A 22627-nucleotide genomic window follows, 5' to 3' on the forward strand; every position below is an offset into this window, starting at 1 on the left:
AGGAGTTTTCATTATGAGGACACTGAAAGTAGGCATTAACGGATTTGGCCGTATCGGTCGGCTGGCACTGCGTGCCGCATTTGACTGGCCAGATATGGCTTTTGTGGCGATCAACGATCCTGGCGCCAGTGCTGAACACCTCGCTCACCTGCTGAATTTTGACAGCGTTCACGGCCGCTGGCAGCACGAAGCCACAGCCGATGGGCAACGCCTTATGGTTGGCTCCCACAGCATGCGGGTTACCGCCAATAAATCCATTTCGGAAACGGACTGGTCTGACTGCGACGTGGTGATTGAGGCTAGCGGCAAAATGAAAACCGTCGACGTGTTGCAGGGCTATCTTGAGCAAGGGGTCAGGCGTGTTGTCGTTACGGCACCGGTCAAGGAAACCGGGGCAATCAATATCGTGATGGGCGTCAATGACGATCAATTTGATCCGGCGATCCACCAGATCGTCACGGCGGCCTCCTGCACAACCAACTGCCTGGCGCCGGTGATCAAGGTTATTCATGAAAACCTTGGGATCCGCCACGGGTCGATTACCACGATCCACAGCCTGACCAACACCCAGACAATACTCGATGCACCGCATAAAGACCTCCGGCGGGCTCGTGCCTGTGGCAGTTCTCTAATTCCCACCACCACCGGGTCCGCGACCGCCATTATCGAGATTTTTCCAGAGCTTAAAGGTCGTCTCGACGGCCATGCCGTGCGGGTTCCGCTAACCAATGCGTCTCTGACGGATTGTGTGTTTGAGGTTGAAACGCCAACGGATCGGGATACCGTAAACGCTTTACTCAAGGATGCGGCCAATGGTTCCCTGGCTGGCATTCTTGGTTTTGAAGAACGACCTTTAGTGTCGATTGATTACAAAACCGATCCGCGATCGTCCATCATCGATGCACTCTCGACCATGGTGATCAATGGCAGCCAGGTAAAAATTTATGCCTGGTATGACAATGAATGGGGCTACGCCAACCGAACGGTGGAACTGGTTCGTAAGGTTGGGGCCACCTGAGCATGAGCTCCGCTGTTCGCCAGTACCTGATCATCACCGGTAATTACTGGGCCTTTACCCTGACGGACGGGGCCTTGCGCATGCTGGTGGTGCTCCATTTTTTCCAGCTAGGGTATTCGCCGCTGAAGATTGCTCTGTTGTTTATTTTCTATGAGTTTTTTGGGGTGCTCACCAATCTGGTGGGGGGATATCTTGGGGCTCGCATGGGCCTGAACCGCACCATGAATATCGGTCTTTTTTTGCAGATTGTGGCGCTGGGCATGCTGGCCGTCCCGGCCGCCGTGCTGTCGGTCCCCTGGGTGATGGGCGCGCAGGCGCTGTCGGGGATTGCCAAAGATCTGAATAAGATGTCCGCCAAAAGCGGTATCAAGTTGCTGGTGCCCGGCTCGGAGCAGGGCAAGCTCTACAAATGGGTGGCCTTGTTAACCGGTTCCAAGAACACCCTCAAAGGGGTGGGTTTCTTTCTGGGTGGCGCGCTATTGATGCTCGTCGGCTTTCGCGGCGCGGTTATCATCATGGCGGCCAGCCTATTATTGGTCTGGCTGGCCAGCCTCGCGTTGCTGACTCAAGAGCTGGGTAAGAGCGCGGGCAAACTCAGGTTTACTGACATACTGTCCAAAAGCCGTGCGATCAACATTCTGTCTCTGGCCCGTCTATTTCTATTTGGTGCCCGAGACATCTGGTTTGTGGTGGCGCTGCCGGTATATCTGCATACCGCCTTTGGTTGGGACTTCTGGCAGGTGGGCGGCTTTATGGCGATTTGGGTGATTGGCTACGGTGTTGTACAGACACTGGCACCACGGTTCACTCATCGCGCTACGAACGCAGTCCCCGGGCGACGTATAGCCACTTTATGGGCCGCATTGTTAACCGGGATCCCGGCCGCTATTGCTATTGGGCTGAGCACCGACATGGGCGCGCCGTATGTTCTGGTCGGTGGTCTGATGATATTCGGCGTTGTATTTGCCGTTAACTCGTCGCTTCATAGCTACTTGATTGTCAGCCTGGCGCGAACTGACGGCGTATCGCTTGACGTCGGTTTTTATTATATGTCCAACGCCATGGGGCGATTGATTGGCACACTGCTGTCGGGCTGGATCTATCAACCTTTGGTCTCGTGGCGTGTTTATGGGTTTCGTCGGTGTTTTTGTTTATCGCAACGATCGCAGTAACGCAGCTTCCGGCTAGCAGGCAAGCGAACATCAGCTCGAAAGCTTGCTAGGGGAAACCAAGCTGTGCGGTCAGGACTATGGCGTATTGCCAAGTGTACCACTGGCTAGGAACTTATCCTTTCAAAGCGCAGGGTGCAGCTGTGAGCGGGCAACGTCCCGCTGGCATGTTGCCCGCTAGGCAAGCAACTGCTGGATGTCGTTTGCGTTGATGACCTTGCCTTCAACAACGATCTCGCCATCAATCGCCAGTGCCGGAGTGCGCATGATGCCAGCATCAATGATGGCATTGGTGTCGGTCACTTTCTCGACTTCGTATTCAAGCCCCTGTGCGTTTGCTGCGTCTTCCGCATTCGCGGTCAGCTGTTTGCATTTGGCGCAGCCGCTGCCGTAGATAGTAAATTTCATAATTTATCCTCGCTTTTGACATAAGTGTAACGGGTAAAATTACCACCAGTTGCCATAAACAAACCCCGTGGTGGTGGCCATCACCACAACCAACCGCAAGCGTTTGTCGAGCCACAGAGGCAGCCGGACATTGCCATGATTGAACATGGAGGTTGTGTTCAGCAATACCTCGAAGATCACCGCCCCCAGTGCAAGTGCAGGCGCCAGAGCCAGGGCACCAAGTGGAACAACCGGTGCTGGAAGTAGATGGCGGCATCCAGCACCAGTACGGCGATAATCACTGCAAGCCAGCCTGGCAAGGTGACAAGATTCAGCAATCCCCAACCGTTTTTCGATGCCATTTAGGCAGCACCAACCGCTGCTAACGGAAACACCAGCCGTACAGCCAGTGTGTCCAGTACAACAATCAACAGGTTGTTGGGCCACAGGGTCAGGCGGCTGATTCGCTGAGGGCGGCGTGCCGCAACCGCTTCCCATGCGGCCATTACGGTTAGCACTGAGAGGAAAAAGCCGATCCGGATGAGTGGTTCGTTAGCAAGCAGTGTATCGGTCACGACAGTGCCTCAGGTTAATAGAGGGGTAAACCCCGGCTGTTTTATATTTGGAAAAACCTTCTGCAAAACATCATGTCTAGTGTCCCGTCTGGTTAATTAATTTACTTATTATCAATAGCGCTGAGCTTTGCCCGCGTCACCGATGTCATAATGGATTCCGCACTTTTATGCCATCGAAATGGTTTTACCAGTTTTTCGTTATGGACCTTGATGAATCGGCGAATAGCCGTCTTGAGTTCTCCAACGCTGGTAAAAATACCCCGGTATAGCGCTCGTCGTTCCAGTTGGCCAAACCAGCCTTCTACCGCATTCAGCCACGACGCACTGGTCGGGGTGAAGTGGAGCTTAAAACGAGGGTGCTTCTCCAGCCAAGCCTTTATGCCGGGTGTTTTATGAGTCGAGCTGTTGTCCAGAATCAGGTGGAGATCTTGCTCACTCGGTGTTTCCCGGTCGATTTGTCGTAGAAAGTCGAGAAATTCCTTGGCTCGATGACGCTGGGTGATTCGTCCGATCACCTCACCGTTCAGGATGTTAAAGGCCGCATACAAGCTGGTTGTGCCATGCCGCTTGTAATCGTGAGTGCGGCGCTCAATCTGTCCGGGTCTCAGTTGCAGTTTTGGCTGGGTGCGATCCAGAGCCTGGATTTGCGTCTTCTCGTCAACTGACAGAACCAGGGCATTATCCGGCGGATTCAGATACAGACCAACAACATCAAACACCTTCTCCGCAAAGTCTGGATCGTTACTGATCTTGAACGTTTTCAAACGATGGGGCTTCAGGTCTGCCGCCTGCCAGATCTGCTGTACTTGCCAGCGGGTCACGCCGGCATGTTCCGCCATCAGCCGAATGCTCCAATGGGTGGAGCCACGCGGAACCTTATGCACGGTGTCGTCGAGAATGGCTTTGACCTTTTTCTTATCGAGCTTTCGTGGCTGCCCTGGCCTTGGGGCATCTTGAAGCCCTTCGAGCCCTGTCTCGACATATCGGTTGCGCCACTTGAACACGGTAGGGCTGCTAACATCGAGCGATTCCATGACCTCTTTCGGAGACTGCCCGGCGTTCAATAACAATAGAATGCGTGCTCGCTGCACCAGGGTTTGGCTCAGCGTACCCATTCGCAACCAGCTCTCCAGCTCCAGTTGATCGTTAACCGTCAGATTAAAAGGTGCAGGTTTCCGAGCCACAATAACCTCTCCATAATTCGCGAGTATTGGGCAATTATAGCAGAATCAGGCTAGCGAATTAACCGGACGAGACACTAGTTAATCTACATATTGTCGATTGGATTCCGCAGTTTCGTGCAATCAGAGTGGTTTTTTTCAGCCATTTGCGATGGTGAGCACGACTTTTCCGATTTTCAAGCTCATTTAAGTTTCCGATGTTTTAATGGATTCGAGTGAATAAGAAAGATCGAAAGTTAATTTTTAATTCGCATCGGAGATTTCCATGAAAAAAACGGCTGTAGTTCTAATGATTTCCTTATTAAGTGGTGGCGCCTCGCTAGCCTTTGCTGGAAAGAATGGTGGTCAGGCTGATCGCTATAACGAGGATAGGAGCTATCCAAACAAAAGCGATGAGAGTCATTCCTCCCAAAATGTGACTGATATCCGCGAGGCAATAAAAGAACTCGAAGAAGAGCATAAGGCTATTAAAAAGTTGAGCGCAAACCAACTAAAGAAAACGGATTCTTAGGCGGTTATCCCCCCACTTTTAGTGGGGGTGTATTGTCAGAAAATCTGGCTCTGTGTATATCTTGTTCAGTGCATGTTTTTCCAACATCCCACACACATCTCCGTTTAACGGGGAAACAGTATATCTACCTGTAGTCCTCCCAGGGAGGATTCAAGAAGTTCAATTCGCCCTCCGTAACCATCCACAACCTCCTTAACGATACTTAGCCCCAGTCCATAACCATCAACTTGCTCATCCAGTCGGACCCAGCGTTCCAGCAATCGTTTTCGATCGTCCTCTTGTATGCCTGGGCCGTCATCGTTGACTTCTAGAGTCAGGCCCTCAGCTGATTCACTCAACCTGAGATCAACAACGGATAATGACCATTTGCCTGCATTTTCTAATAAATTTCCTATAACTTCACTGAAGTCCTGCTCATCCACTGGCCAGCGGAATTGAACGTCGAGGGTTGAGGAGAATCTGAACTGTTTTTGCGGGCACATTCGGCTGACCAGATCCAACAAGTCCTGAGCCAGAACAACAACCTGCGTACTGCGACTTACCTGGAGGCCTGATACATCACCGCGTCTCATTTGAGAGTCGAGCGTTTTATGCAATGACTTCAACTGTGTCGCCATGTAGATACGGTCATCGCCGCTGATGTGCGATGAGTCGGTTTCGAGGATGGCCAACACAGAGGCGAGCGGCGTTTTAATACTGTGTGAAAGGTTGGCGGTGGTCCTCCGGGAGCGCTCAAGGCGGGCATCCAGAATTTCAAGCAACCGATTAAACTCAGTCACCAGACCGGAAAATTCCTGAGGCACAGCGTCATGCAATCGGGTGCGCCGGCCTGAGTGCAGATCAGCGAGCTCATTGCGGACCCGGGATACCGGCGACAGGGCAAGATGGACCGCTAGAAAAATCAAACCGCAGAGGACAATCAAAAGCAAAACAGATAGTACGGCAATTGACACATGAACTCGCTCCCATCCTGCGAGTTGCGGTATTTGTGTCTCCGCTACAACCAGCACTACAGGTTGGCCGTCTATCAGGAAAGTACGCCGGTAGCCTATCAGGGACTGTTGACCCGACTTCATATAGACAACCCCGGAGGTCTTCTCAGAAAGCAGCGGAGTCATGACGTCTTTGTCAATTCCGGCAGAAAAAAACGGTTTCTGTCCTACCTTAAACGCAAACGCATGCTGAAAAATAAGCTCAAGTTGCTCAACGTCCTTTACCGCCCTTGCAATATCCGGGTAGGATTGGGTTAACAGGTTTTGTAGTTGAATGGATTCCTGTGCAAGCTTTTCTTGCCTCAGGTCACGTGACAACTGCTCTAACAGCACTCCGTGCCCCAACCAGACCGCCAACATGACAAAAAAGCTCAGAGGCATGAGCCAGGCGAGCAATCCCAACCGGATGGAGCGTCGAAACAATCAATATCCCCTTATGAAGATCGGTCAGCGCGATAATATGAGCCTGTAGCCAACGTGGTGATGCTGAGTTCAGGCAATCAAGTGCCGTGTCGCCTTTCCAGCAATCAGTATGATGAGTCAACTCAGTAACAGAATAACAATCCTGTTACTGTTTACCCGCAGAATTTGTAATGTGCAGGCGGACTTCGAGGTATTATCAGCCGCATAAAAGGTGGCTTATTGTAGCAAATAACTTTGATACCTATTTATTCTTGTGGGGGAGCAATGCGATTACTTCTTGTAGAAGATGAAGTGATTTTTGCCGAAAAACTGGTCGAATGGCTTGAGCGAGCGGGCTATGCCGTCGACCATGCTACTACGTCCAACGCAGCGGACGCATTATTTAAATCTGAGGCCTACCGAGTGGTTGTTCTTGATATAGGCCTGCCAGGCATGGACGGCCTGAGCCTGCTTCGTCAGTGGCGCCGGAAAAATCGTTTCGAGCCGGTGCTGTTGTTAACTGCCCGCTCAAAATGGATGGAACGGGTGGAGGGTCTCAGGGCCGGGGCTGACGACTACCTGCCAAAACCCTTCCATTTCGAAGAACTTCTTGCCCGGCTTGAGGTCATTGTTCGCAGATCTGAGGGGCGGGTATCTTCGCAGCTCTCCGTTCGCGGTTATGTTCTTAAAGATGAGAGCCGTTCGCTGGAGTGTCCTGACGGCGTGGTTTACACACTGACAGCAACAGAGTTTCGTTTGCTGCGTTGTTTTATCTCGCGACCTGGGCGGGTATTCTCCATCGCCGAGCTGATTGATGAGCTATACAATATTGATCGCAGTCCAACTCTGAATGTGATCCAGGTCTATATAGCGCGCTTGAGAAAAATGGTTGGTAAGGACTGTATCCGCTCTCTTCGCGGGCAGGGTTACTATTTCGTCAAGTCAGAGTGATGCACCGTTAAGCCCCTCTTTCTAACTCCCTGGCGTGTCTCCGGCCACCCACTCTGCCAGCACTCAATCCCGTCCATTAATTCTTAAGAATTCAAGCTGTGTTAAACATCGTAGGGTAGCCTGCCATTCGTATAAATTCAGAAGCACGACATGCGTGCTGACGTTAACGGATGCAGGCAGGAATTTATGAGAGGCCCTACAAATAATTACTTAGCAATCGCCGCGCTTTGTCTCGCGGCAGTATTCTCTGGTGTGATCCAGGCCGGGCAAAGTGTTTCGCTTAAAGCCTATGAGGCCCAGCAAACGTCGATGTCGCTCACTCTGACGCTCAATGAGGCACTCGCAACCGCGTTTGCAAACAACCTCCCAGGGCTTAACTACCCATCAGTTTTGTGAACAAATCTCGGGTAATTTACCCAGGAGTAATCTATGTCATATAAAATTTGGCTCGCGGCCATAGGGCTTGCCTGTGGTTTGGCGAGCCCATTGTCCATAGCTGAACCCGTGACCAAAAACTCGGATACATCTTTGCTCGAATTTGCAGAATCGGTGACAGTGCAGCACTTCGATGTAGTGGCCGCACGCAGAGAAGCGGAGGCGGCCGTTAGCCGCCAAAACGCGGCTTCTCAGCCACTCTACAATCCCCGGCTCAACTTCGAGGCCGAAAATGGGGGCGAGGGAGATGCTCTTGGAAAAGAGGTCAGCACACTGGGTGTTGGTATCAGTCAATCCATTGACTGGAGCGACAAGCGTGAGGTCCGCGCTCTGGCAGCGAAAAGTGATGTTCTGAGCGCAAGGGCAGAGCTCACCATGGTAGAACAGGAAATTGCAGCAAAAGCCCTGGACGCCTTATCAGCTATCGTACGTCTCTGCGCCTTCTCGATCTGGCAAAGCACCGAATCGACGCGCTGCGGCGTTTTGTTGATCTGGCTGAGGAGCGAAAGCGTGCAGGTGATATCGGCCAGACTGATCTTGACCTTGCACGCTTCGCTCTGGCAGAGGGCCAAAGTACTCTGGCTGAGCAGAGGCTTCAGAGTAACGAGGCATTGCAGCAAGTTCGCGAGCTTGCAACCGGCGCGCCCCAAAGCTGGCCCGGACTGCCTGAGCGACTTCCACCACCAGTTGAAATAGCCGCGTTTGAGGAACTTTCAAAACGCCACCCTCGAATAGTCGCCTTGCGAAGCAAACTGGCCGCCTCCCGAGCCGAAATTGATGTCGCTAAAAGCGAGCGCCGGGCGGACCCTGTAATTGGTGCTGGCATATCACGAGAGGGCGAGAACAATATCGTGGGCCTCAACTTCAGCATTCCCCTATACGTCCGCAATAACTTTCGCGCCGAAGTTGACGCCGCTGCCAATGACGCCTTGGCGGTCGAAGCTCGAATGCATGCTGAGTACCAGCGCCTGCAGGCACAGTTGAGGACAGCACTCAAGAACTATCAGGATAGCCGTGGTGCCCTTGAGGCCTGGGATATTACCGTCAGTGGACGTCTTGACGAAGGCCTTGAGCTTCTGGAGCGCCTTTGGAAGGTGGGAGAACTCAGCGCCACCGAATATTTGCTACAAGTTCAGCAGCGCCTTGACACTCGCGCCTCAGGAGCGCGCCTACGCGCTCAGACCTGGAGAAGCTGGGCAAACTGGCTCGTGGTCAGTGGTGATTGGCAAACAGAATTGGGTCGACTTGGGCTTTAACGTTTTAATGGAGAACTTTGCATGAACATGCACTCACAACTTTTTACATTTGCATTGCTGGTCATGCTTGCTGGGACTCCGGCGACGGCTCAGACGGGTAATGAACACTCCGGTGAGACTAGCCACGCCAGCGAGGAAGACCAACCACAGTCTCAGAGAGAACCCCACGATGATTCAGGTCACAAGGGCGAGGATCGGCACGGTGAGGAGTCGAATGAGGAGTACCCCCATCAAGAAAAAGATCAGCATGCCAGGGAGCAAGAAGAGGGAGGTCACGATGAGGGTGCTCAGGGAATCGTGGAACTGGGTAGCGAATCCCAACGCATTGCCAACATTCAAACCAAACAAATTGACCTGCAGCCGATACCGGAAATAATCACAGCCCCCGGCGAAGTGCAGCTTAATGCTTATCGATCGGCTCGTGTAAGCACTCGGATCCCCGCTCAAGTGGTGTCACGTATGGCGAAACTTGGCGACGTGGTCGAGAAAGACACCCCTCTTGTGCTTTTGACCAGCGTCGATATGGCTGAAGCCCAGGGCGCCCTCCAGATCGCGGCTCGCGAATGGGAACGTGTTCGAGGGCTAGGAAAATCCGTTGTGGGTGAAAGTCGCTACATTGAGTCCCGTGTCGCTTTCGAACAGGCTCAGTCAAGGTTGCAAGCCTTCGGTATGACCGAAATCCAGGTTGATCGTTTTTTGCGCGGCGAAGACAAACTCCAACTGGGGCAATTCAGATTGCTTGCACCAGTAGAGGGCACCATTATTGAGGATGAATTCGTTGTGGGCCAGTATGTAGAGACGGGTACGACACTTTTCTTCATCACTGATGAATCCAGCGTCTGGGTAGAGGCGACGGTTCAAGCATCAGATGCACGCGCAATTGATCCAGGAGAGCCTGCCCGTGTCCGTATAGGTAAAGAGTGGTATCAGGGGAAGGTCGTACAAAAACGTCATCGACTGGATGAAAGCACCCGCACGATGGGCGTCCGAATTGAGCTCGAACTGAATACCGAGAACTTACTTCACTCCGGCGAATTTGTTGAAGTCGCCATTGAAGCCAATCAGGGCGAACCCGGAATGCTGGTTCCCGAGCGGGCACTTAACCGCAATAGCGCTGGTGAATGGGTACTATTCGTTCAGGAGGTGCCAGGGAAATACCGCCAGGTTGACGTCCAAAGACTCAAGGAGCTCTCGGGGAAGGTAGAAGTTGCTGGCGTGAAGCCCGGAACCACCGTTGTGACCGACGGGGCGTTTTATCTCAACTCCGAGATTGCCAAGGGCAGTTTTTCCGTCCACAACCATTAAGGGAACCTCATGCTTAACGCCATTGTCGATTGGGCGGTGAGAAGCCGCCTGTTAGTCGTTATCGGCCTGTTTGCCGCCGTTATCGTCGCCATTTTTGCAATCCCTCGACTCAACCTGGATGCTTTTCCAGATGTTTCCAACGTTCAGGTCGTCGTCAACACCGAGGCACCCGGGCTGGCCGCCGAAGAAGTTGAACAGCTCATCAGCTTTCCGATTGAAGCAACAATCTATTCCCTTCCCGGCGTGGAGGAGGTGCGCTCAATCTCGCGCACGGGCCTCTCGGTGATCACCGTCGTCTTCGAGGAAGGAAAAGATATCTACTTCGCCAGGCAACTCGTCTTCGAACAGCTCCAGGCTGCGCGGGAGCAGATTCCCGAGGCGTCGGCCAACCGGAAATGGGCCCGAATACCAGTGGACTCAGCCAGATCTACGAGTATGTTCTGACAAGCGAAAACCCGGGAAAATATGGCCCCATGGAGTTGAGGAGCCTCAATGACTGGGTGGTCAAGCTGCTGATGATGCCGGTGGACGGTGTCACAGGCCTGCTTTCATATGGCGGCGAGGTCCGTCAGTACCAGGTGAATCTGGACCCTGCAAAGCTGCTGGCCTACGACCTGACAGCAGACGCCATCTCCGAAGCCATCAACGCGGGTAACCGTAATGCTGGTGGCTGGTATGTGAACAGAGGTAGCGAACAGCTGGTTATCCGTGGTGTAGGCTGGGTGCGAAGCGGTGCAGACGGCCTGCGGGACATCGCTAACGTGCCAGTCAAGGAGGTCGACGGCACGGCCATAACTGTCAGAGATGTAGCTGATGTGGCCTACGGTGGAGAGATTCGTCAGGGTGCTGTCACCATGACAAAAAGATCCGCCGACGGTGAAATTCAGTCTATGGGAGAGGTGGTCGCCGGTATTGTACTCAAACGTTATGGTGCGAATACGGCTAAAACGATTACCGACGTTGAAGCACTGCTTCCAACAATCCAAAGGGCCCTGCCTGAAGGCGTCAAGATCGAGCCCTATTATAACCAGTCTGACCTGGTCTTCAGCGCCGTTGATACCGTGGTGGACGCCCTGCTCCAGGCTTTTGTCTTTATCGTGATAATCCTGGCCCTGTTCCTCCTGAACCTCCGGGCCTCGCTGCTCGTACTAATTTCCATTCCCATCTCGGTGGGCTTGGCGCTGATGATCATGAGTTACTTCGGTATGTCCGCCAATCTCATGTCCCTGGGCGGCCTTGCTATCGCCATCGGCATGATGGTTGATGGCTCCATTGTGGTAATGGAAAACATCTTCAGCCATCTATCCCGCCCGGATCGGTTCCACGACCCCGAGCGCCGGCGGGCGCTTACACCAAACGATCCCGGCACGGAAATTGACCATGACCAGGCAGAGCAGGACGACCCGCAAGGGGTATCACTGCGTATCGCAGAGGCAACCAAAGAGGTCGCCAGATCGGTATTTTTTGCCGTAATGATCATCGTTGTGGTGTTTTTACCGCTATTTACCCTTCAGGGAGTGGAAGGAAAAATGTTCACTCCCATGGCGATAAGCATTGTGCTTGCCGAACTCGCTGCACTGGGTACTGCCCTGGTGGTCGTGCCAGCACTTGCCAGCTACTTCTTCCGACGGGGCATCCATTACCGGCCCAGTCCCATACTCAAGCCGGTCGAGGCCGCTTACCGTCGTCTGCTGGCACGTGCAATGCAATTTCGGAAGATCGTCGTGGTAATGGCTATTGTCATGTTTGCGTTCGCCATCTTCCTGGTTCCCAGGCTCGGTACCGAGTTCATGCCGGAAATGGAGGAAGGCACAATGATGGTTAGGGTGACTCTCGCCCCCTCGGTCAATGTCGGTGCCGCCGTCGAACTTGCTCCCAAGCTGGAACAGCGAATCATGAAATTCCCCGAGGTCACCTATGTGACCAGCCGCATTGGTCGCGCCGAGTTGGGTGGTGATCCCGAGCCTGTCTCCAACATTGCGATGTACATCGGCCTGAAACCGGCGGAACAATGGGTATCGGCTGAGAATCGCGAAGGCCTTCAGGAACTGATAAAGGAGGAGCTCTCGGTTCACCCGGGACTTGTTCTGAACTTTTCTCAGCCCATCGCCAACCGCGTGGATGAGCTACTCTCCGGGGTGAAAGCCCAGTTGGCCATCAAGCTGTTTGGTTCCGACCTCGACATACTGGCTGAGAAAGGCCAGGCAATAGAAACGCTTGCCAAGACCGTTGAGGGAGCCCGGGATGTCCAGATGGAACAGATCGCAGGTGAGGCCCAGCTTATTGTCCGCCCTGATCGGGACCGCCTTGCCCGCTACGGCATTTCGGTGGCGCAAGTCATGGAGTTGGTATCTGACGCCATAGGTGGCCAGACCGCAGGCCAGGTCATCCAGGCAACGAACGATACGACATCTACGTACGACTTGCCGAACAATACCGGAACAGCGCGGAAAGTATTCGCGCTCTCATCCTGCAGGCACCTAACGGCGCCTGGGTCAGACTGGAGGATGTCGCTGAAGTCGATATCGAGGAAGGCCCCCCCAGATTCGCAGGGATGACGTTCAGCGGCGGGTGGTTGTTCAGGCAAACATCGAGGGCCGCGACATGGGCAGCGTAGTAGCTGAGCTTGACCAGCGGATTACCGAAGAGGTCGACTTACCGGCGGGATATTCCGTGGTTTTTGGCGGTCAGTTTGAAAACCAGCGCAGGGCTCAGCAAACCCTCATGGTTGTTGTCCCCCTCTCATTGGCACTGATTTTTCTACTGCTCTACTTTGCATTTGGTTCGGTGGGACAAGTGCTACTCATCATGCTCAATGTTCCTCTTGCCCTGATAGGCGGCGTGATCAGTCTGTGGATAACCGGCCAATACCTGTCGGTACCAAGCTCCATCGGCTTTATTACGCTTTTCGGCCTTGCAGTTCTTAACGGCGTGGTGATGATCAGCGCGATCAATCAGCGGGTTGAGGGAGGACTTCCTCCGGCTGAAGCAGCCTTTGAAGGGGCCCTCACCCGATTGCGTCCGGTATTGATGACGGCCTTCACCTCCGCGCTGGGGCTCATACCGATGCTGATGGCGTCAGGTATTGGCTCTGACGTACAGCGTCCATTGGCCTCCGTCGTCGTGGGCGGTCTGGTCTCGGCTACGTTGCTTACTCTTGTGGTATTGCCCACTCTATACCAGACCTTTTCACGGGGGTGGATAGGGGATCGCACACACCAGGCCTGACAGGTCTGGTGTTGTCCGCGAGTGCTCGACAGCTTCGGTGAGCACTCGCGGATTCCTTCTTTCATGTCGGGCTACCGCCCGGTAGCCTTACCCAATGCGGTAAGCTTCTATACCAAGCCTCAGAGTTCGTTTTTTCCTTGCAAGGGTTATTCATCGGCTTTGCCTAAAAACAATTAAGCGAGACATGGAATTTGTCCAAAAATAATTACAAATGTCCGAATTTGTATTACGTCGGGCCAAGACTCAAGCCCCCCCCCCCAGCAGCAACCCCCGAGGCCCTGCATATTCTGCCCCATCGTGAACACCGATTCTGATCGAACGTGAACGGCCATTCTGGTCGAAGGTGAGAAGTCCTGCGTTTTGTAGTGGTCAAGTGTTTTAGGCCACTGTCTTCAAGACGCCACGGGTTTCCTATACCCGAAATTTGATAGTGCGCGCCGACAAGGGCGAGCAAATGCCTCGCCGGCAGATATTTTCCTAATTCCCAGTCGAATACACAAAGAATGATGCCGGATTTCAGCAGGGAATAGCTGCTGATAACTTCCGATTGCGCTTTTGCTCAACTTTTATCGTGAGTGTCTCATTAAGTCCCTTCTGCCTGATGACCATATACCAGATTTGACAATAACTCGTATAAAATCCAGCCTACTGCTACTTTCAAACAATCTTAATTCCTGACTTCAGGTTATCGGGGGGCGTGAATCAATGAGTCACGAGCATTTGCATATGTCTCCCAAGTCCAAAGACAAACGGGTCGCAGTGGCCATCTGGGCAAACGGCATTTTGACTGTTGCACAGATCCTGGGAGGCATCTTTGCCGGCAGCCTGGCCCTGATCGCCGACGCCTTGCATAACTTTTCAGACATGGCAGCGCTCGTTATAGCCTTTGCGGCTCGAAAAATTGCGCGCCGCCCGGCTGACTCAAAGATGACCTTTGGCTACGGACGAATTGAGGTCGTTGCGGCCTCATAAATTACACCACTTTGATAATTATCGGGCTCTACCTGGTCTATGAAGGTGGCATGCGGATAATCGATCCTCAGCAAATCAAGGGCTGGTGGGTAGTCTGGCTTGGCGGTATCGCCCTGGCAGTGGATGCATTGACAGCTTTGCTTACGTACTCGATGCAGAAGGACAGCGTCAACATCCGCGCGCTGTTTCTTCACAATCTTTCCGACGCACTCGCTTCGGTCGCCGTGATCATTGGCGGGATACTTATTCTGCTCTACGACCTGCGGTGGGTTGATCCTGCAATCACCATAGGTATCGCAGGCTACATTCTCTACCTGGGTCTTACAGAAATCGGTGGGACCATCAGAACACTCATGCTGGGTAGCCCTGTGGATATCGATACAGATGCTGTAATACTGGCCCTGTCAAATATCGAAGGCGTGATTGACCTTCATCATGTGCATTTTTGGCAGATGGGAGAACACGATGCGTCGCTGGACGCTCATGTAGTTATCGAGAAAAGCGCATGGGATCAGCTTGAGAGCACCAAGTACAGGATAAAACAGGCTCTGGAGCAGGAATTCAACATAAGTCATTCGACACTGGAGTTCGAACATCCCGACCATATTCACAAGGATGCCCATATCTATGGGCACGGTTAAGAGAAAGGTTCTCCGCCGTGTATGTGACGGTGGAAGTCCATACCTGCCCATCGCACTCCGAGCGCTCTCAGGCAACGTAGCGAAGCACCTCCATACTGACCATTAGCCAGTGTCCCCGATCAGGCCAGCGACTTTGGCCAGCAGGATGCTTGCGGCGTTGTCCGTAAACTGTTGGCCTTCTTCAATGTAACCCCTCACCGTCCTATCCAGCGTCAACTATCTTGTACGAACCGGCCAAGTTAATTGTTGCGCTATACCGCGCCGGAAGCTGTGACTGCTCAGGGTCGGCACAACGTCGAGGTTGCAGGTTTCCCCGAGCCCCTTCAGGATACGGTTCACAGAACCAGCTGACAGGGCTTGGGGTTGCAACTGATCCCAGCGGTTGATGGCCCGAAATACCGGTCCGCTTTGAATATCCGCTTCCACCAGCCCAGCATGAACAGGCCCGTCAGCACAATCAGTACCCCAGCGACCATGTTGGCTTCCTGCCGGTAGGCCATCAGCCACTGCCCCAGGAGACTGGCGCTTGCGCCCAGCGCGATGAAAATCACGCTGAACCCGAGCACAAAACAGAAGCTCAGCCATAATGCTTTCAGGCGATTGGAGGTCTCACTCACCGCTCCGCCAGTAACGACGGACAAATAGCCGGGTACGAGGGGCAGAGTGCACGGTGAAAAGAAGGACACCAAGCCGCCCAAAAATGCGGCCAGGATGCCCCAGGTTGCAAGGTCTGGCATTTAAGAACTCCAAAATTAATGGTTTTCCGGGCAAGCCGGGCAGGGCTACTGGCTTTCTGTCTTCTGGTACTCCCGTTGTTCATTCGTCCAAAGGGTCTTCAGGTACTCTATTGCCGAGCCTATTTCCTGGTCAGTGAAACTTTCCCCGAACGCCGGCATGGTCAGCCGGTCGGATTTATTGAAGGGGTGTCGCTGTCCCTCTGCAATAATCGTGAACAGCATGGCATCACCGTGGCGCCAGGTGTGGCCGGTTTCATCATGAGGTGGCGGGGGCATTTCCCCCTTCTCATCCGGCTTTTTCCAGTTGGCAGCGCCTTCACCTTGCCATCCGTGGCAAGCAGCGCAGTATTGCTCATAAATCTGTCTGCCCTGGGAGACTCCCGTCGGTGTACTGTCCGCACTCCCAGGCCCGCCCGAGGCGCCGGCAAAGACCGGCGCGGCGAGCAGGACTAGCGAGTAGATCCACTTATTCATGGACAGGCGTCCACTCGTCAGCGGCGCCACGGGCAAGCAGGTTCCCGTTTGCCGTGCCCACCACAAGTCCTTGTGACGGCGAGAAGGCAAGGGCTGTTACGGATTGGGGAGTCTTCAGGCTTGTCCAGGTTTCGCCGCCATCCGCGCTGTGATGAAGCTGGCCCTCGATCACGGCGTAAACGTTTTCCGGGGCAGCTGGGTCATAGCCGATAGCGGAAACAGTGCCACGCAGGTCTCCCGCATCGCCCCAGAAGCAAAAACAGTCCATGGATCGTGAGACACCGCGCGTAGTAGCTGCGAATAGCCAGCCACTGTCCATGCTGCCGGGCATGTCCGAGTGCAGGAAAGCCTGCACCGGTTCCCGGGGACCGCTGTCCACTTTGACCCACTCGGCGCCACCGTCCCTGGACCGGAACATGCCGTCCTTCCCAAGGTATGCGTAGAGCGTTTCGGGTTGTGTGGCGTGAGCGGCCATAGCAGTAACCCCGAGGTTCGGTAGGGTGTTGCTGAGAGACTGCCAGCTCTCACTGGCACTGTCGTAACGCCACACGCCCAGGCCCGGACCGGCCAGGTAGACGCTCCCATCCACACCTCTGGCCAGGAAGGTGGGTTGAGCCCCCTGGTCGGTTGCCGGTAGCGCGATCTTGGTTGAAGTTCCGCCTGCAATGGTAAAGAGATCACTGTCCTGTAGCACCAGGAGAGCGCCTGATGAGTTGATCGTCAGGGCCGTCACTGGATGGGCGTCGTCTGCAGGTTGGGCTTGAGCCAGCGCTGGCAGCACGATTGCCAGCGTGAGTACGCAAAACCCCCAGGCCGCCCTGGTCGTAGAATGGACAATCGCTCTCATGGGACCAGCCTCAATAATCGTTGTGTTCGCGGAACACACTTTGCTGACCGTTGGCACTGAAGGCGATGACCTGGTAATCCTCCTTCTTGCCGGTTTCCATACCGGGGCTGCCCTGGACCATGCCGGGCACTGAAAGCCCTACTGTATTGAACTGGGGATTTTCCAGGTAAGCGACAATATCATCTGCTGGCACATGCCCCTCAATCACCAGGTCACCGATCAACGCGGTGTGGCAGGAGGCCATTTCACGCGGCACGTCATATTGCTGCTTGATCTCGTTAAGGTTGTCGGTTTCTACAATGGTGGTTTCAAAGCCATTGGCATCAAGGTGCTCCGCCCAGGCTTGGCAGCAGCTGCAACTGGGGCTCTTATAGATTGTGATGGCCGGGCCAGCCTCGCCAGTGGAGACCATGGGGGCTGATGCCCCGGCGGGCTCGTTGGCCTGAATTGCCAGCATGGTGGCGCCGGCGACTAAAACGATGGCGGTCACACCCGTATACAGGGCAAGTTTTTTTGTCTTCATGGTAATCCTCGATTAGATTCGGTCATGGGCAGCGCAAGGCCCGAGGTCGCCTTGGCTTCCCCGGGCAATGGATGTCAGTTCGGGGCGTTGCCCGAACCCTTAGTTGGCTTCGGCGTCTTTATCCTTCTTGCCGCCGTCCATGTGGTCGCTGCCTTGGCTCTGCATCATTTTCATGCAGGCATCGGTCATGGCTTTACGATCTTCCGGAGACATGTCAGACATCATGTTCATCATGCCGCCCATTCCCTGCATGCCTTCCGATGACATCATGCCCTTTCCTTCACCCTCATGGGCAAATACAGAGAAGGTGCCAATGGTACCGGCCAGAAAAATCGCTGTGATTGCGAGCTTGATTTTTGAATTGCGCATTTGATTCACTCCAGTTAAAGGCCCGTGACGAATGAACGAAAGCACGGGGTTTCTTTAACAATTAACGTTGCAAGAATTGACGCTAATGGATTTTCCGCGAAGGGCGAGAATCCGGGTTAAAACTCAGGAGTGATGTTCTGGAGGGGGCGTAATAGAAGCCAGGAACGGGTCCTGATAGAGGGCCGCGCGGGCGGTCAATACCGGTTGGGAGCCGGTATCGGTTAACCCTATGGAATTCCCCAGTAAAAGAGCGAAGCTGACGCTGACGCCACATTTGCTCAGCCCACTGACGCTCGGGCAGGCCATATCAGGGGCTGAGACACAATTAGTTTCAGTGTCTGATGAGGAACTGGCGCTTTCAACCTGATCCATCATCATGGAACCGCAATCCGTCATTGCCGCGCCCGCCTGACCGCTCGCCATTTTGGAGATAGCCAGCGCCGGCCCACTTATCACCAGAAGCAGCGATAGCAGCGCGGAAATGAATTGGCGGTTCGTTGCGGTCATCCTGATTTCAAGCACCAAACTGTGAAGGTTCAAAACTGTGATACACAGCCCGTCTTTGAGTTCACCAAATCCTAGCAGTTTTTTATTTCAATGACACGACTACTTCTAAATCCAAAGGAGCAAGTTAAATCCCCGAAGGCCTGTACGATGGCATTCGAACAGAAAGGCCCAGGCTCCCCATCGGCCAGAGAATGAGCTTCGCATTCATCCGGCTCCAACCGGAGCTAAGCGCCATAACTGTCGCGGATAATCATGGCGCTCAGTTCTGCACCTGAAAATAGCGCATCATCCCATTGTCTTCATGTTCCATGTTGTGACAGTGGTAGATGTAGAGGCCATCGAAACGCTCGAAGGTCATCGCCAACTGAACGGCTTCACCCGGCATTACAAGGACCGTATCGTGCCAACCACTGTCCACCAGTCCCTGGGTCAGGCCATTCCAGCCGCGGCTATTGCCTTTGGTATCGCGCCCGATAACGTTGAACTGCAAGCCGTGAACGTGCATGGGGTGGGGCATTGGTGTGTTGTTCCGGAATTCCCAGATTTCCGTATCCCCCAAGCGGACTTTTTCGCCATCCGCAACCGTGGTTCCGGCAAAGCGCCGACCATTGATGGCAAAACCCCGCATCATCGCTTGGCTTAGCTCAAACTGCCTCACCGGTGTGGAATCGGTAACGGGTATTTTTTCCCGCGCCAGAGCGAGCTGCGCAGGAAGGGTCTCGGCGGTATTGATCGATTCGGTCACCTCCAGTGTCATCAGGGTGAATCGGCTGCCGGCGGGTAGACCTGAGTTACCCATCATCCGCATTCCGCCCATCATCCCGCCGCTCATCATTCCAGCTTCATAGCTGCCACTGATAAGCTCCAATGTAATGCCAGGTCTGGAATTGGAAAGATCTACCCAGATGTCAAGTCGCTGAGCCGGAGCCAGAACCGCATAGGGTTTGTCTTCCGGTTTTTGAAGAAGACCGCCGTCGGCTCCGATAACCGTGACGGGGCGCCCGTCACTCCAGGCCAGCTTGTAGATGCGGGCATTGGAGCCATTGAGAACTCGAAGTCGGTATGGGCGGGCGGCGACTTTGCGGGCAGTCGGGGGAGCTCCGTTGACCAATATCCGATCCCCCAGAAAACCGCGCATGCGATCCATCATGGCACCCATGCCACCGTCGAGGTATACCAATTCGTTGGCGCCTGCGAAGGTCCGATCCTGGAGCACCAATAACAGTTCATTCTTACCGGCCGGCAGTTTGAGACCCAACTCTTCGTCGTCTTCAACGATCAGGAGTCCGGCAAGCCCCGCGTAACTCTGAAACCCCACGCGCCCGCCCTGATCGCCGTGAGCATGGGAGTGGTACCAGAACAGTCCAGCCCGGTCCAACACCTTAAAGCCAACTGTCATAGTCTCGCCAGGGCGGATCGGCAGTCTTGGTTGCCCGTCCACATCGGAAGGCACATGAAGCCCGTGCCAGTGCACAGTAGTGTCTTCCGGGAGCTCATTGTGAATATGGATTTTCACTGTCTGGTTGCGGCGTAGCCGGATCGTTGGGCCCAGGTAGCGGTCTGCGTTTTCGGAAACCGTATCTTCCGGACCTTTCAGTAATTTGGCCTTGTAGCGCCACACCTCACTCGGGCCGCCGGGGAGTATGGGGACCGAGTCGGGCATGGCGCGAAGGCTCAGTTCAACATCGTATTCCTTTGAATCCAGGCCGAGGGTTCCCGACTCGACCGCTCTTACACCGCCATCACAACCAGTAAGCAGAAATCCCGGCGACAGCGTAAGGAGAAACCCTGAACCCGCCATGGCCCGAAGCACTGTGCGGCGCTGAACTTTGTCCTGGCTCATCATTTTTTCCTCAGATATTTGATCAGTGCCAAAATCGCAAGCACTAGGAGGGCGATCAGAAAAAGCCAGATAACCATCATGAAGGTTCCCATGCCTAGTATCATATCGCCGCCCATCATACCGTCTCCCATGCGCCCGGGGCCGTCGGCAAGAGCGGAGAGAGGCAGGAAAAGCCCCATCATCAAAATAAATAGCTTCTCAAAAACCTCCATCGCAGTGTCTCCGGGTCCTTAGCCACTCATGAAATAAAAGGCGTGTCGAATGAGTCTTGGGCACCTGTTCGGATTTTGCAATTACGAGTAGTTCAAAAAGCCCATAACCTTAAAGTTCACTTTAAGGTTATGGTTACGAACAGTTATTGATGACTCAGTTTGAGGTGAATGAATGAAAACATTCAATATCGGCGAACTCTCCGAAAAAAGCGGCGTGGCCAGTCATGCGATTCGCTTCTATGAGCGGGAAAACCTCATGCCCGAGCCTGCGCGAACCCAATCCAATTATCGCCGTTACCCCGAGGATGCGATTGCCAGGCTGCAGTTCATCATCCACGCCAAACAATGGGGTTTCACTCTTGACGAGATTCGTGAACTCCTGATGCTTCAGGATGCCAATGGTGACCGTGCAGAGGCCAAGCGCATTGCGAGAGAGCAACTGGAAAAAATCCGGCACCAGATCCAGAGTCTCTCCCGTATCGAGGCGGTTCTGTCGAAAACTCTGGAGGAATGTTCAGGGGAGGGGCCGATGGACGGTTGCCCGATCGTCGAGGCCATTGCCCAGGAAAGGTAGTGCGCCCGTTTATCGTTGGGACGAACTGATCCACGAGATGCTGGATTGGTTGCGCGGAGGAGCGAGGTCAGGATGCAAAAAATAGAGATTGGTATTGAAGGAATGTCCTGCGGCTCCTGCGTGTCGCGAGTAGAGCGGGCATTGAACAAGCAGCCCGGTATGATCAAGGCCAGTGTCAATCTGACCACCCAGAAAGCCTTTGTGGAGTTCCTGTCGGACACCCTGTCGCTGCCGCGAATCCATCAGGCCATCCGGGACGCCGGTTATGAACCTCGGGAACCGGATACCAGCACTCAAGCGGAAGAGCTGGACAAGGAGGGCAATGACCTTCGCCGGAAAGTGATCTTTGCTGCGGCATTGATCATTCCGGTGGTTCTTATTGCGATGGGCAAGATGATTCCTGCTCTTGAGCTATATACGCCAGTGTCTTGTCTCATCGGGGCTGGATGGCTATTGAATGGCTCCTGACCACGCCGGTGCTGTTTTACGCCGGATCGCGGTTCTTCCGGTCCGGCTACGCTGAACTACGCCATGCCAACCCCGGCATGAACAGTCTGGTAATGATCGGCTCCAGTGCCGCCTATTTCTATTCCGTTGCAGCATTATTGGTTCCCGGATTTTTCCCCGCCGGCACCGCCGAGAGTTATTTCGAGGCGGCGGTGATCGTGACGCTCATTTTTCTGGGGCGCTACTTCGAGCACATCGCCAAAGGCCGGACGTCGGAGGCGATCAAAAAGCTGCTACAACTGCAGGCCAAGACCGCCCGTGTCATTCGGGACGGGGAAGCCGTCGAGGTTCCGATTGAAGCGGTAGTGCCTGACGACCGTATCCAGGTCCGCCCGGGCGAACGCGTTCCTGTTGATGGCGTGGTGGAAGAGGGACAGTCCTACGTGGATGAGTCCATGATCAGCGGCGAGCCGGTGCCGGTCGCCAAGCAGAAAGACGCCGAACTGGTGGGTGGAACCATCAACAAGAATGGTTCACTGACGTTTCGGGCTACCCGGGTGGGCGCGGACACCGTTCTTGCACAGATCATTAGTATGGTGGAATCGGCCCAGGCCGATAAGCCCCCGATTCAGGCGTTGGCTGACAGGATCGCCGGGGTTTTTGTACCTGTTGTGATCCTGCTTGCGATCCTGACGTTCATCACCTGGTTCAGCTTCGGGCCTGCTCCGGCATTGTCCTTTGCCTTCGTCACAACGGTCAGTGTGCTGCTGATCGCCTGCCCCTGCGCGATGGGGCTGGCCACGCCGACGGCCATTATGGTCGGAACGGGCAAGGGCGCCGAAATGGGCGTGCTGTTCCGCAAAGGGGCGGCCCTGGAGACGCTGGCTCGAATGGACACCATCGTCCTCGACAAGACCGGCACCCTGACCCGGGGCCGGCCCGAGCTGACGGATTTCATTCTGGTGGAAGGCCGTGAGGATGAGGTGTTGGCTTGAGTCGCGGCTGTGGAAACCGAGAGCGAACATCCCATTGGGGAAGCCATCGTCAAGGGCGCCAGGGATCGAGGACTCA

24 protein-coding genes and 4 pseudogenes are annotated in these 22627 nt (G+C 54.3%); 14 read left to right on the forward strand and 14 right to left on the reverse strand.

What is annotated here, in order from left to right; genetic code table 11:
* Positions 1-13 precede the first annotated feature (13 nt).
* The gene (locus BCA33_RS16505) at positions 14-1018 is read left to right on the forward strand and encodes an ArsJ-associated glyceraldehyde-3-phosphate dehydrogenase (RefSeq protein ID WP_071267572.1); all 1005 of its coding nucleotides are present in this window, start codon (positions 14-16) and stop codon (positions 1016-1018) included.
* Positions 1019-1020: 2 nt separating this feature from the next.
* Positions 1021-2240, forward strand: a pseudogene (gene arsJ / locus BCA33_RS16510) (organoarsenical effux MFS transporter ArsJ).
* Positions 2241-2364: 124 nt separating this feature from the next.
* Here arsJ and BCA33_RS16515 read toward each other — a convergent pair.
* From BCA33_RS16515 to BCA33_RS16525, 5 genes are all read right to left on the reverse strand, one after another.
* Entirely contained in the window at positions 2365-2595 is a 231-nt protein-coding gene (locus BCA33_RS16515; protein ID WP_071267574.1) for a thioredoxin family protein, read from the reverse strand.
* 39 nt (positions 2596-2634) lie between these two features.
* On the reverse strand, positions 2635-2760 hold the full coding sequence (locus BCA33_RS22580; RefSeq protein ID WP_302848229.1) for a hypothetical protein: 126 nt from the start codon (positions 2758-2760) through the stop codon (positions 2635-2637).
* An 11-nt stretch (positions 2761-2771) separates the two neighbouring features.
* Positions 2772-2936, reverse strand: a complete 165-nt coding sequence (locus BCA33_RS20560) for a hypothetical protein (protein WP_175469821.1) — start codon at positions 2934-2936, stop codon at positions 2772-2774.
* Positions 2937-3149 (reverse strand): hypothetical protein, encoded by a 213-nt coding sequence (locus tag BCA33_RS16520; RefSeq protein WP_071267576.1) that lies wholly within the window; start codon positions 3147-3149, stop codon positions 2937-2939.
* 101 nt (positions 3150-3250) lie between these two features.
* Complete coding sequence (locus BCA33_RS16525; protein WP_071267578.1) at positions 3251-4333, reverse strand: IS630 family transposase; 1083 nt, start codon at positions 4331-4333, stop codon at positions 3251-3253.
* 262 nt (positions 4334-4595) lie between these two features.
* On the opposite strand from BCA33_RS16525, the gene BCA33_RS16530 reads away from it, so the two are divergent.
* Positions 4596-4841, forward strand: coding sequence for a hypothetical protein (locus BCA33_RS16530; protein WP_071267581.1), 246 nt, complete (start codon positions 4596-4598; stop codon positions 4839-4841).
* Positions 4842-4945: 104 nt separating this feature from the next.
* Here the strand turns inward: BCA33_RS16530 and BCA33_RS16535 are convergent, their stop codons facing one another.
* Positions 4946-6256: a sensor histidine kinase gene (locus BCA33_RS16535; protein WP_071267583.1), complete on the reverse strand. Its 1311-nt coding sequence runs from the start codon at positions 6254-6256 to the stop codon at positions 4946-4948.
* 264 nt (positions 6257-6520) lie between these two features.
* Between BCA33_RS16535 and BCA33_RS16540 the strand changes: the two genes are divergently transcribed.
* From BCA33_RS16540 to BCA33_RS16570, 8 genes and pseudogenes are all read left to right on the forward strand, one after another.
* Complete coding sequence (locus BCA33_RS16540) at positions 6521-7186, forward strand: response regulator transcription factor (protein ID WP_071267585.1); 666 nt, start codon at positions 6521-6523, stop codon at positions 7184-7186.
* A 186-nt stretch (positions 7187-7372) separates the two neighbouring features.
* Entirely contained in the window at positions 7373-7582 is a 210-nt protein-coding gene (locus BCA33_RS20905) for a hypothetical protein (protein WP_071267587.1), read from the forward strand.
* Between the two features lie 33 nt (positions 7583-7615).
* Entirely contained in the window at positions 7616-8317 is a 702-nt protein-coding gene (locus BCA33_RS16550; RefSeq protein WP_071267589.1) for a TolC family protein, read from the forward strand.
* Positions 8233-8877 carry a TolC family protein gene (locus tag BCA33_RS20565; RefSeq protein WP_302848230.1) on the forward strand — a complete coding sequence of 215 codons (645 nt, stop codon included), beginning with the start codon at positions 8233-8235 and terminating at the stop codon, positions 8875-8877. The genes BCA33_RS16550 and BCA33_RS20565 overlap by 85 nt, the downstream gene beginning before the upstream one ends.
* Positions 8878-8898: 21 nt before the next feature.
* On the forward strand, positions 8899-10182 hold the full coding sequence (locus BCA33_RS16560; protein ID WP_083394801.1) for an efflux RND transporter periplasmic adaptor subunit: 1284 nt from the start codon (positions 8899-8901) through the stop codon (positions 10180-10182).
* Between the two features lie 9 nt (positions 10183-10191).
* Positions 10192-12740: pseudogene (locus BCA33_RS16565) on the forward strand (efflux RND transporter permease subunit).
* Between the two features lie 13 nt (positions 12741-12753).
* Complete coding sequence (locus BCA33_RS22200; RefSeq protein ID WP_254774520.1) at positions 12754-13410, forward strand: efflux RND transporter permease subunit; 657 nt, start codon at positions 12754-12756, stop codon at positions 13408-13410.
* A gap of 705 nt (positions 13411-14115) precedes the next feature.
* Positions 14116-15023: pseudogene (locus tag BCA33_RS16570) on the forward strand (cation diffusion facilitator family transporter).
* Between the two features lie 422 nt (positions 15024-15445).
* On the opposite strand, the pseudogene BCA33_RS16575 reads toward BCA33_RS16570, so the two are convergent.
* The 8 genes and pseudogenes from BCA33_RS16575 to BCA33_RS16610 all read right to left on the reverse strand — a co-directional run.
* Positions 15446-15760: pseudogene (locus tag BCA33_RS16575) on the reverse strand (cytochrome c biogenesis CcdA family protein); the annotation flags it as partial.
* Positions 15761-15805: 45 nt separating this feature from the next.
* Positions 15806-16234: a cytochrome c gene (locus tag BCA33_RS16580; RefSeq protein WP_071267593.1), complete on the reverse strand. Its 429-nt coding sequence runs from the start codon at positions 16232-16234 to the stop codon at positions 15806-15808.
* A complete protein-coding gene (locus BCA33_RS16585) occupies positions 16227-17081 on the reverse strand; it encodes a hypothetical protein (protein WP_254774522.1) in 855 nt (284 codons plus the stop codon). The genes BCA33_RS16580 and BCA33_RS16585 overlap by 8 nt, the downstream gene beginning before the upstream one ends.
* A gap of 10 nt (positions 17082-17091) precedes the next feature.
* A complete protein-coding gene (locus BCA33_RS16590) occupies positions 17092-17604 on the reverse strand; it encodes a DUF411 domain-containing protein (RefSeq protein WP_071267595.1) in 513 nt (170 codons plus the stop codon).
* Between the two features lie 99 nt (positions 17605-17703).
* Complete coding sequence (locus BCA33_RS16595; RefSeq protein ID WP_071267597.1) at positions 17704-17973, reverse strand: hypothetical protein; 270 nt, start codon at positions 17971-17973, stop codon at positions 17704-17706.
* 123 nt (positions 17974-18096) lie between these two features.
* Positions 18097-18480 carry a hypothetical protein gene (locus BCA33_RS16600; protein ID WP_254774524.1) on the reverse strand — a complete coding sequence of 128 codons (384 nt, stop codon included), beginning with the start codon at positions 18478-18480 and terminating at the stop codon, positions 18097-18099.
* A 259-nt stretch (positions 18481-18739) separates the two neighbouring features.
* Positions 18740-20323, reverse strand: coding sequence for a multicopper oxidase family protein (locus BCA33_RS16605; protein WP_071267599.1), 1584 nt, complete (start codon positions 20321-20323; stop codon positions 18740-18742).
* Positions 20323-20535 (reverse strand): hypothetical protein, encoded by a 213-nt coding sequence (locus BCA33_RS16610; RefSeq protein ID WP_071267601.1) that lies wholly within the window; start codon positions 20533-20535, stop codon positions 20323-20325. The genes BCA33_RS16605 and BCA33_RS16610 overlap by 1 nt, the downstream gene beginning before the upstream one ends.
* 172 nt (positions 20536-20707) lie before the next feature.
* Here BCA33_RS16610 and BCA33_RS16615 point away from each other — a divergent pair, with 172 nt between their 5' ends.
* From BCA33_RS16615 to BCA33_RS16620, 3 genes are all read left to right on the forward strand, one after another.
* On the forward strand, positions 20708-21109 hold the full coding sequence (locus BCA33_RS16615) for a MerR family transcriptional regulator (protein ID WP_071267603.1): 402 nt from the start codon (positions 20708-20710) through the stop codon (positions 21107-21109).
* Positions 21110-21181: 72 nt separating this feature from the next.
* Complete coding sequence (locus BCA33_RS22205; protein ID WP_254774525.1) at positions 21182-21577, forward strand: cation transporter; 396 nt, start codon at positions 21182-21184, stop codon at positions 21575-21577.
* Positions 21556-22551 carry an HAD-IC family P-type ATPase gene (locus tag BCA33_RS16620; protein WP_254774526.1) on the forward strand — a complete coding sequence of 332 codons (996 nt, stop codon included), beginning with the start codon at positions 21556-21558 and terminating at the stop codon, positions 22549-22551. The genes BCA33_RS22205 and BCA33_RS16620 overlap by 22 nt, the downstream gene beginning before the upstream one ends.
* Positions 22552-22627 lie beyond the last annotated feature (76 nt).

Origin of the sequence: Marinobacter sp. AC-23 (genome assembly GCF_001858325.1) — a bacterium.
In the GTDB taxonomy this organism is placed as follows: domain Bacteria; phylum Pseudomonadota; class Gammaproteobacteria; order Pseudomonadales; family Oleiphilaceae; genus Marinobacter.

What these genes read in the sequence shown, in the direction of transcription:
- BCA33_RS16605 (WP_071267599.1), bottom strand. Translation starts at nt 20,323, where the DNA reads ATGAGCCAGGACAAAGTTCAGCGCCGCACAGTGCTTCGGGCCATGGCG.
- BCA33_RS16590 (WP_071267595.1), bottom strand. Translation starts at nt 17,604, where the DNA reads ATGAAGACAAAAAAACTTGCCCTGTATACGGGTGTGACCGCCATCGTT.
- BCA33_RS16515 (WP_071267574.1), bottom strand. Translation starts at nt 2,595, where the DNA reads ATGAAATTTACTATCTACGGCAGCGGCTGCGCCAAATGCAAACAGCTG.
- BCA33_RS16620 (WP_254774526.1), top strand. Translation starts at nt 21,556, where the DNA reads ATGGCTATTGAATGGCTCCTGACCACGCCGGTGCTGTTTTACGCCGGA.
- BCA33_RS16610 (WP_071267601.1), bottom strand. Translation starts at nt 20,535, where the DNA reads ATGGAGGTTTTTGAGAAGCTATTTATTTTGATGATGGGGCTTTTCCTG.
- BCA33_RS16600 (WP_254774524.1), bottom strand. Translation starts at nt 18,480, where the DNA reads ATGACCGCAACGAACCGCCAATTCATTTCCGCGCTGCTATCGCTGCTT.
- BCA33_RS16530 (WP_071267581.1), top strand. Translation starts at nt 4,596, where the DNA reads ATGAAAAAAACGGCTGTAGTTCTAATGATTTCCTTATTAAGTGGTGGC.
- BCA33_RS16580 (WP_071267593.1), bottom strand. Translation starts at nt 16,234, where the DNA reads ATGAATAAGTGGATCTACTCGCTAGTCCTGCTCGCCGCGCCGGTCTTT.
- BCA33_RS16550 (WP_071267589.1), top strand. Translation starts at nt 7,616, where the DNA reads ATGTCATATAAAATTTGGCTCGCGGCCATAGGGCTTGCCTGTGGTTTG.
- BCA33_RS16560 (WP_083394801.1), top strand. Translation starts at nt 8,899, where the DNA reads ATGAACATGCACTCACAACTTTTTACATTTGCATTGCTGGTCATGCTT.
- BCA33_RS20905 (WP_071267587.1), top strand. Translation starts at nt 7,373, where the DNA reads ATGAGAGGCCCTACAAATAATTACTTAGCAATCGCCGCGCTTTGTCTC.
- BCA33_RS16505 (WP_071267572.1), top strand. Translation starts at nt 14, where the DNA reads ATGAGGACACTGAAAGTAGGCATTAACGGATTTGGCCGTATCGGTCGG.
- BCA33_RS16615 (WP_071267603.1), top strand. Translation starts at nt 20,708, where the DNA reads ATGAAAACATTCAATATCGGCGAACTCTCCGAAAAAAGCGGCGTGGCC.
- BCA33_RS22205 (WP_254774525.1), top strand. Translation starts at nt 21,182, where the DNA reads ATGCAAAAAATAGAGATTGGTATTGAAGGAATGTCCTGCGGCTCCTGC.
- BCA33_RS16540 (WP_071267585.1), top strand. Translation starts at nt 6,521, where the DNA reads ATGCGATTACTTCTTGTAGAAGATGAAGTGATTTTTGCCGAAAAACTG.
- BCA33_RS16585 (WP_254774522.1), bottom strand. Translation starts at nt 17,081, where the DNA reads ATGAGAGCGATTGTCCATTCTACGACCAGGGCGGCCTGGGGGTTTTGC.
- BCA33_RS20560 (WP_175469821.1), bottom strand. Translation starts at nt 2,936, where the DNA reads ATGGCATCGAAAAACGGTTGGGGATTGCTGAATCTTGTCACCTTGCCA.
- BCA33_RS16595 (WP_071267597.1), bottom strand. Translation starts at nt 17,973, where the DNA reads ATGCGCAATTCAAAAATCAAGCTCGCAATCACAGCGATTTTTCTGGCC.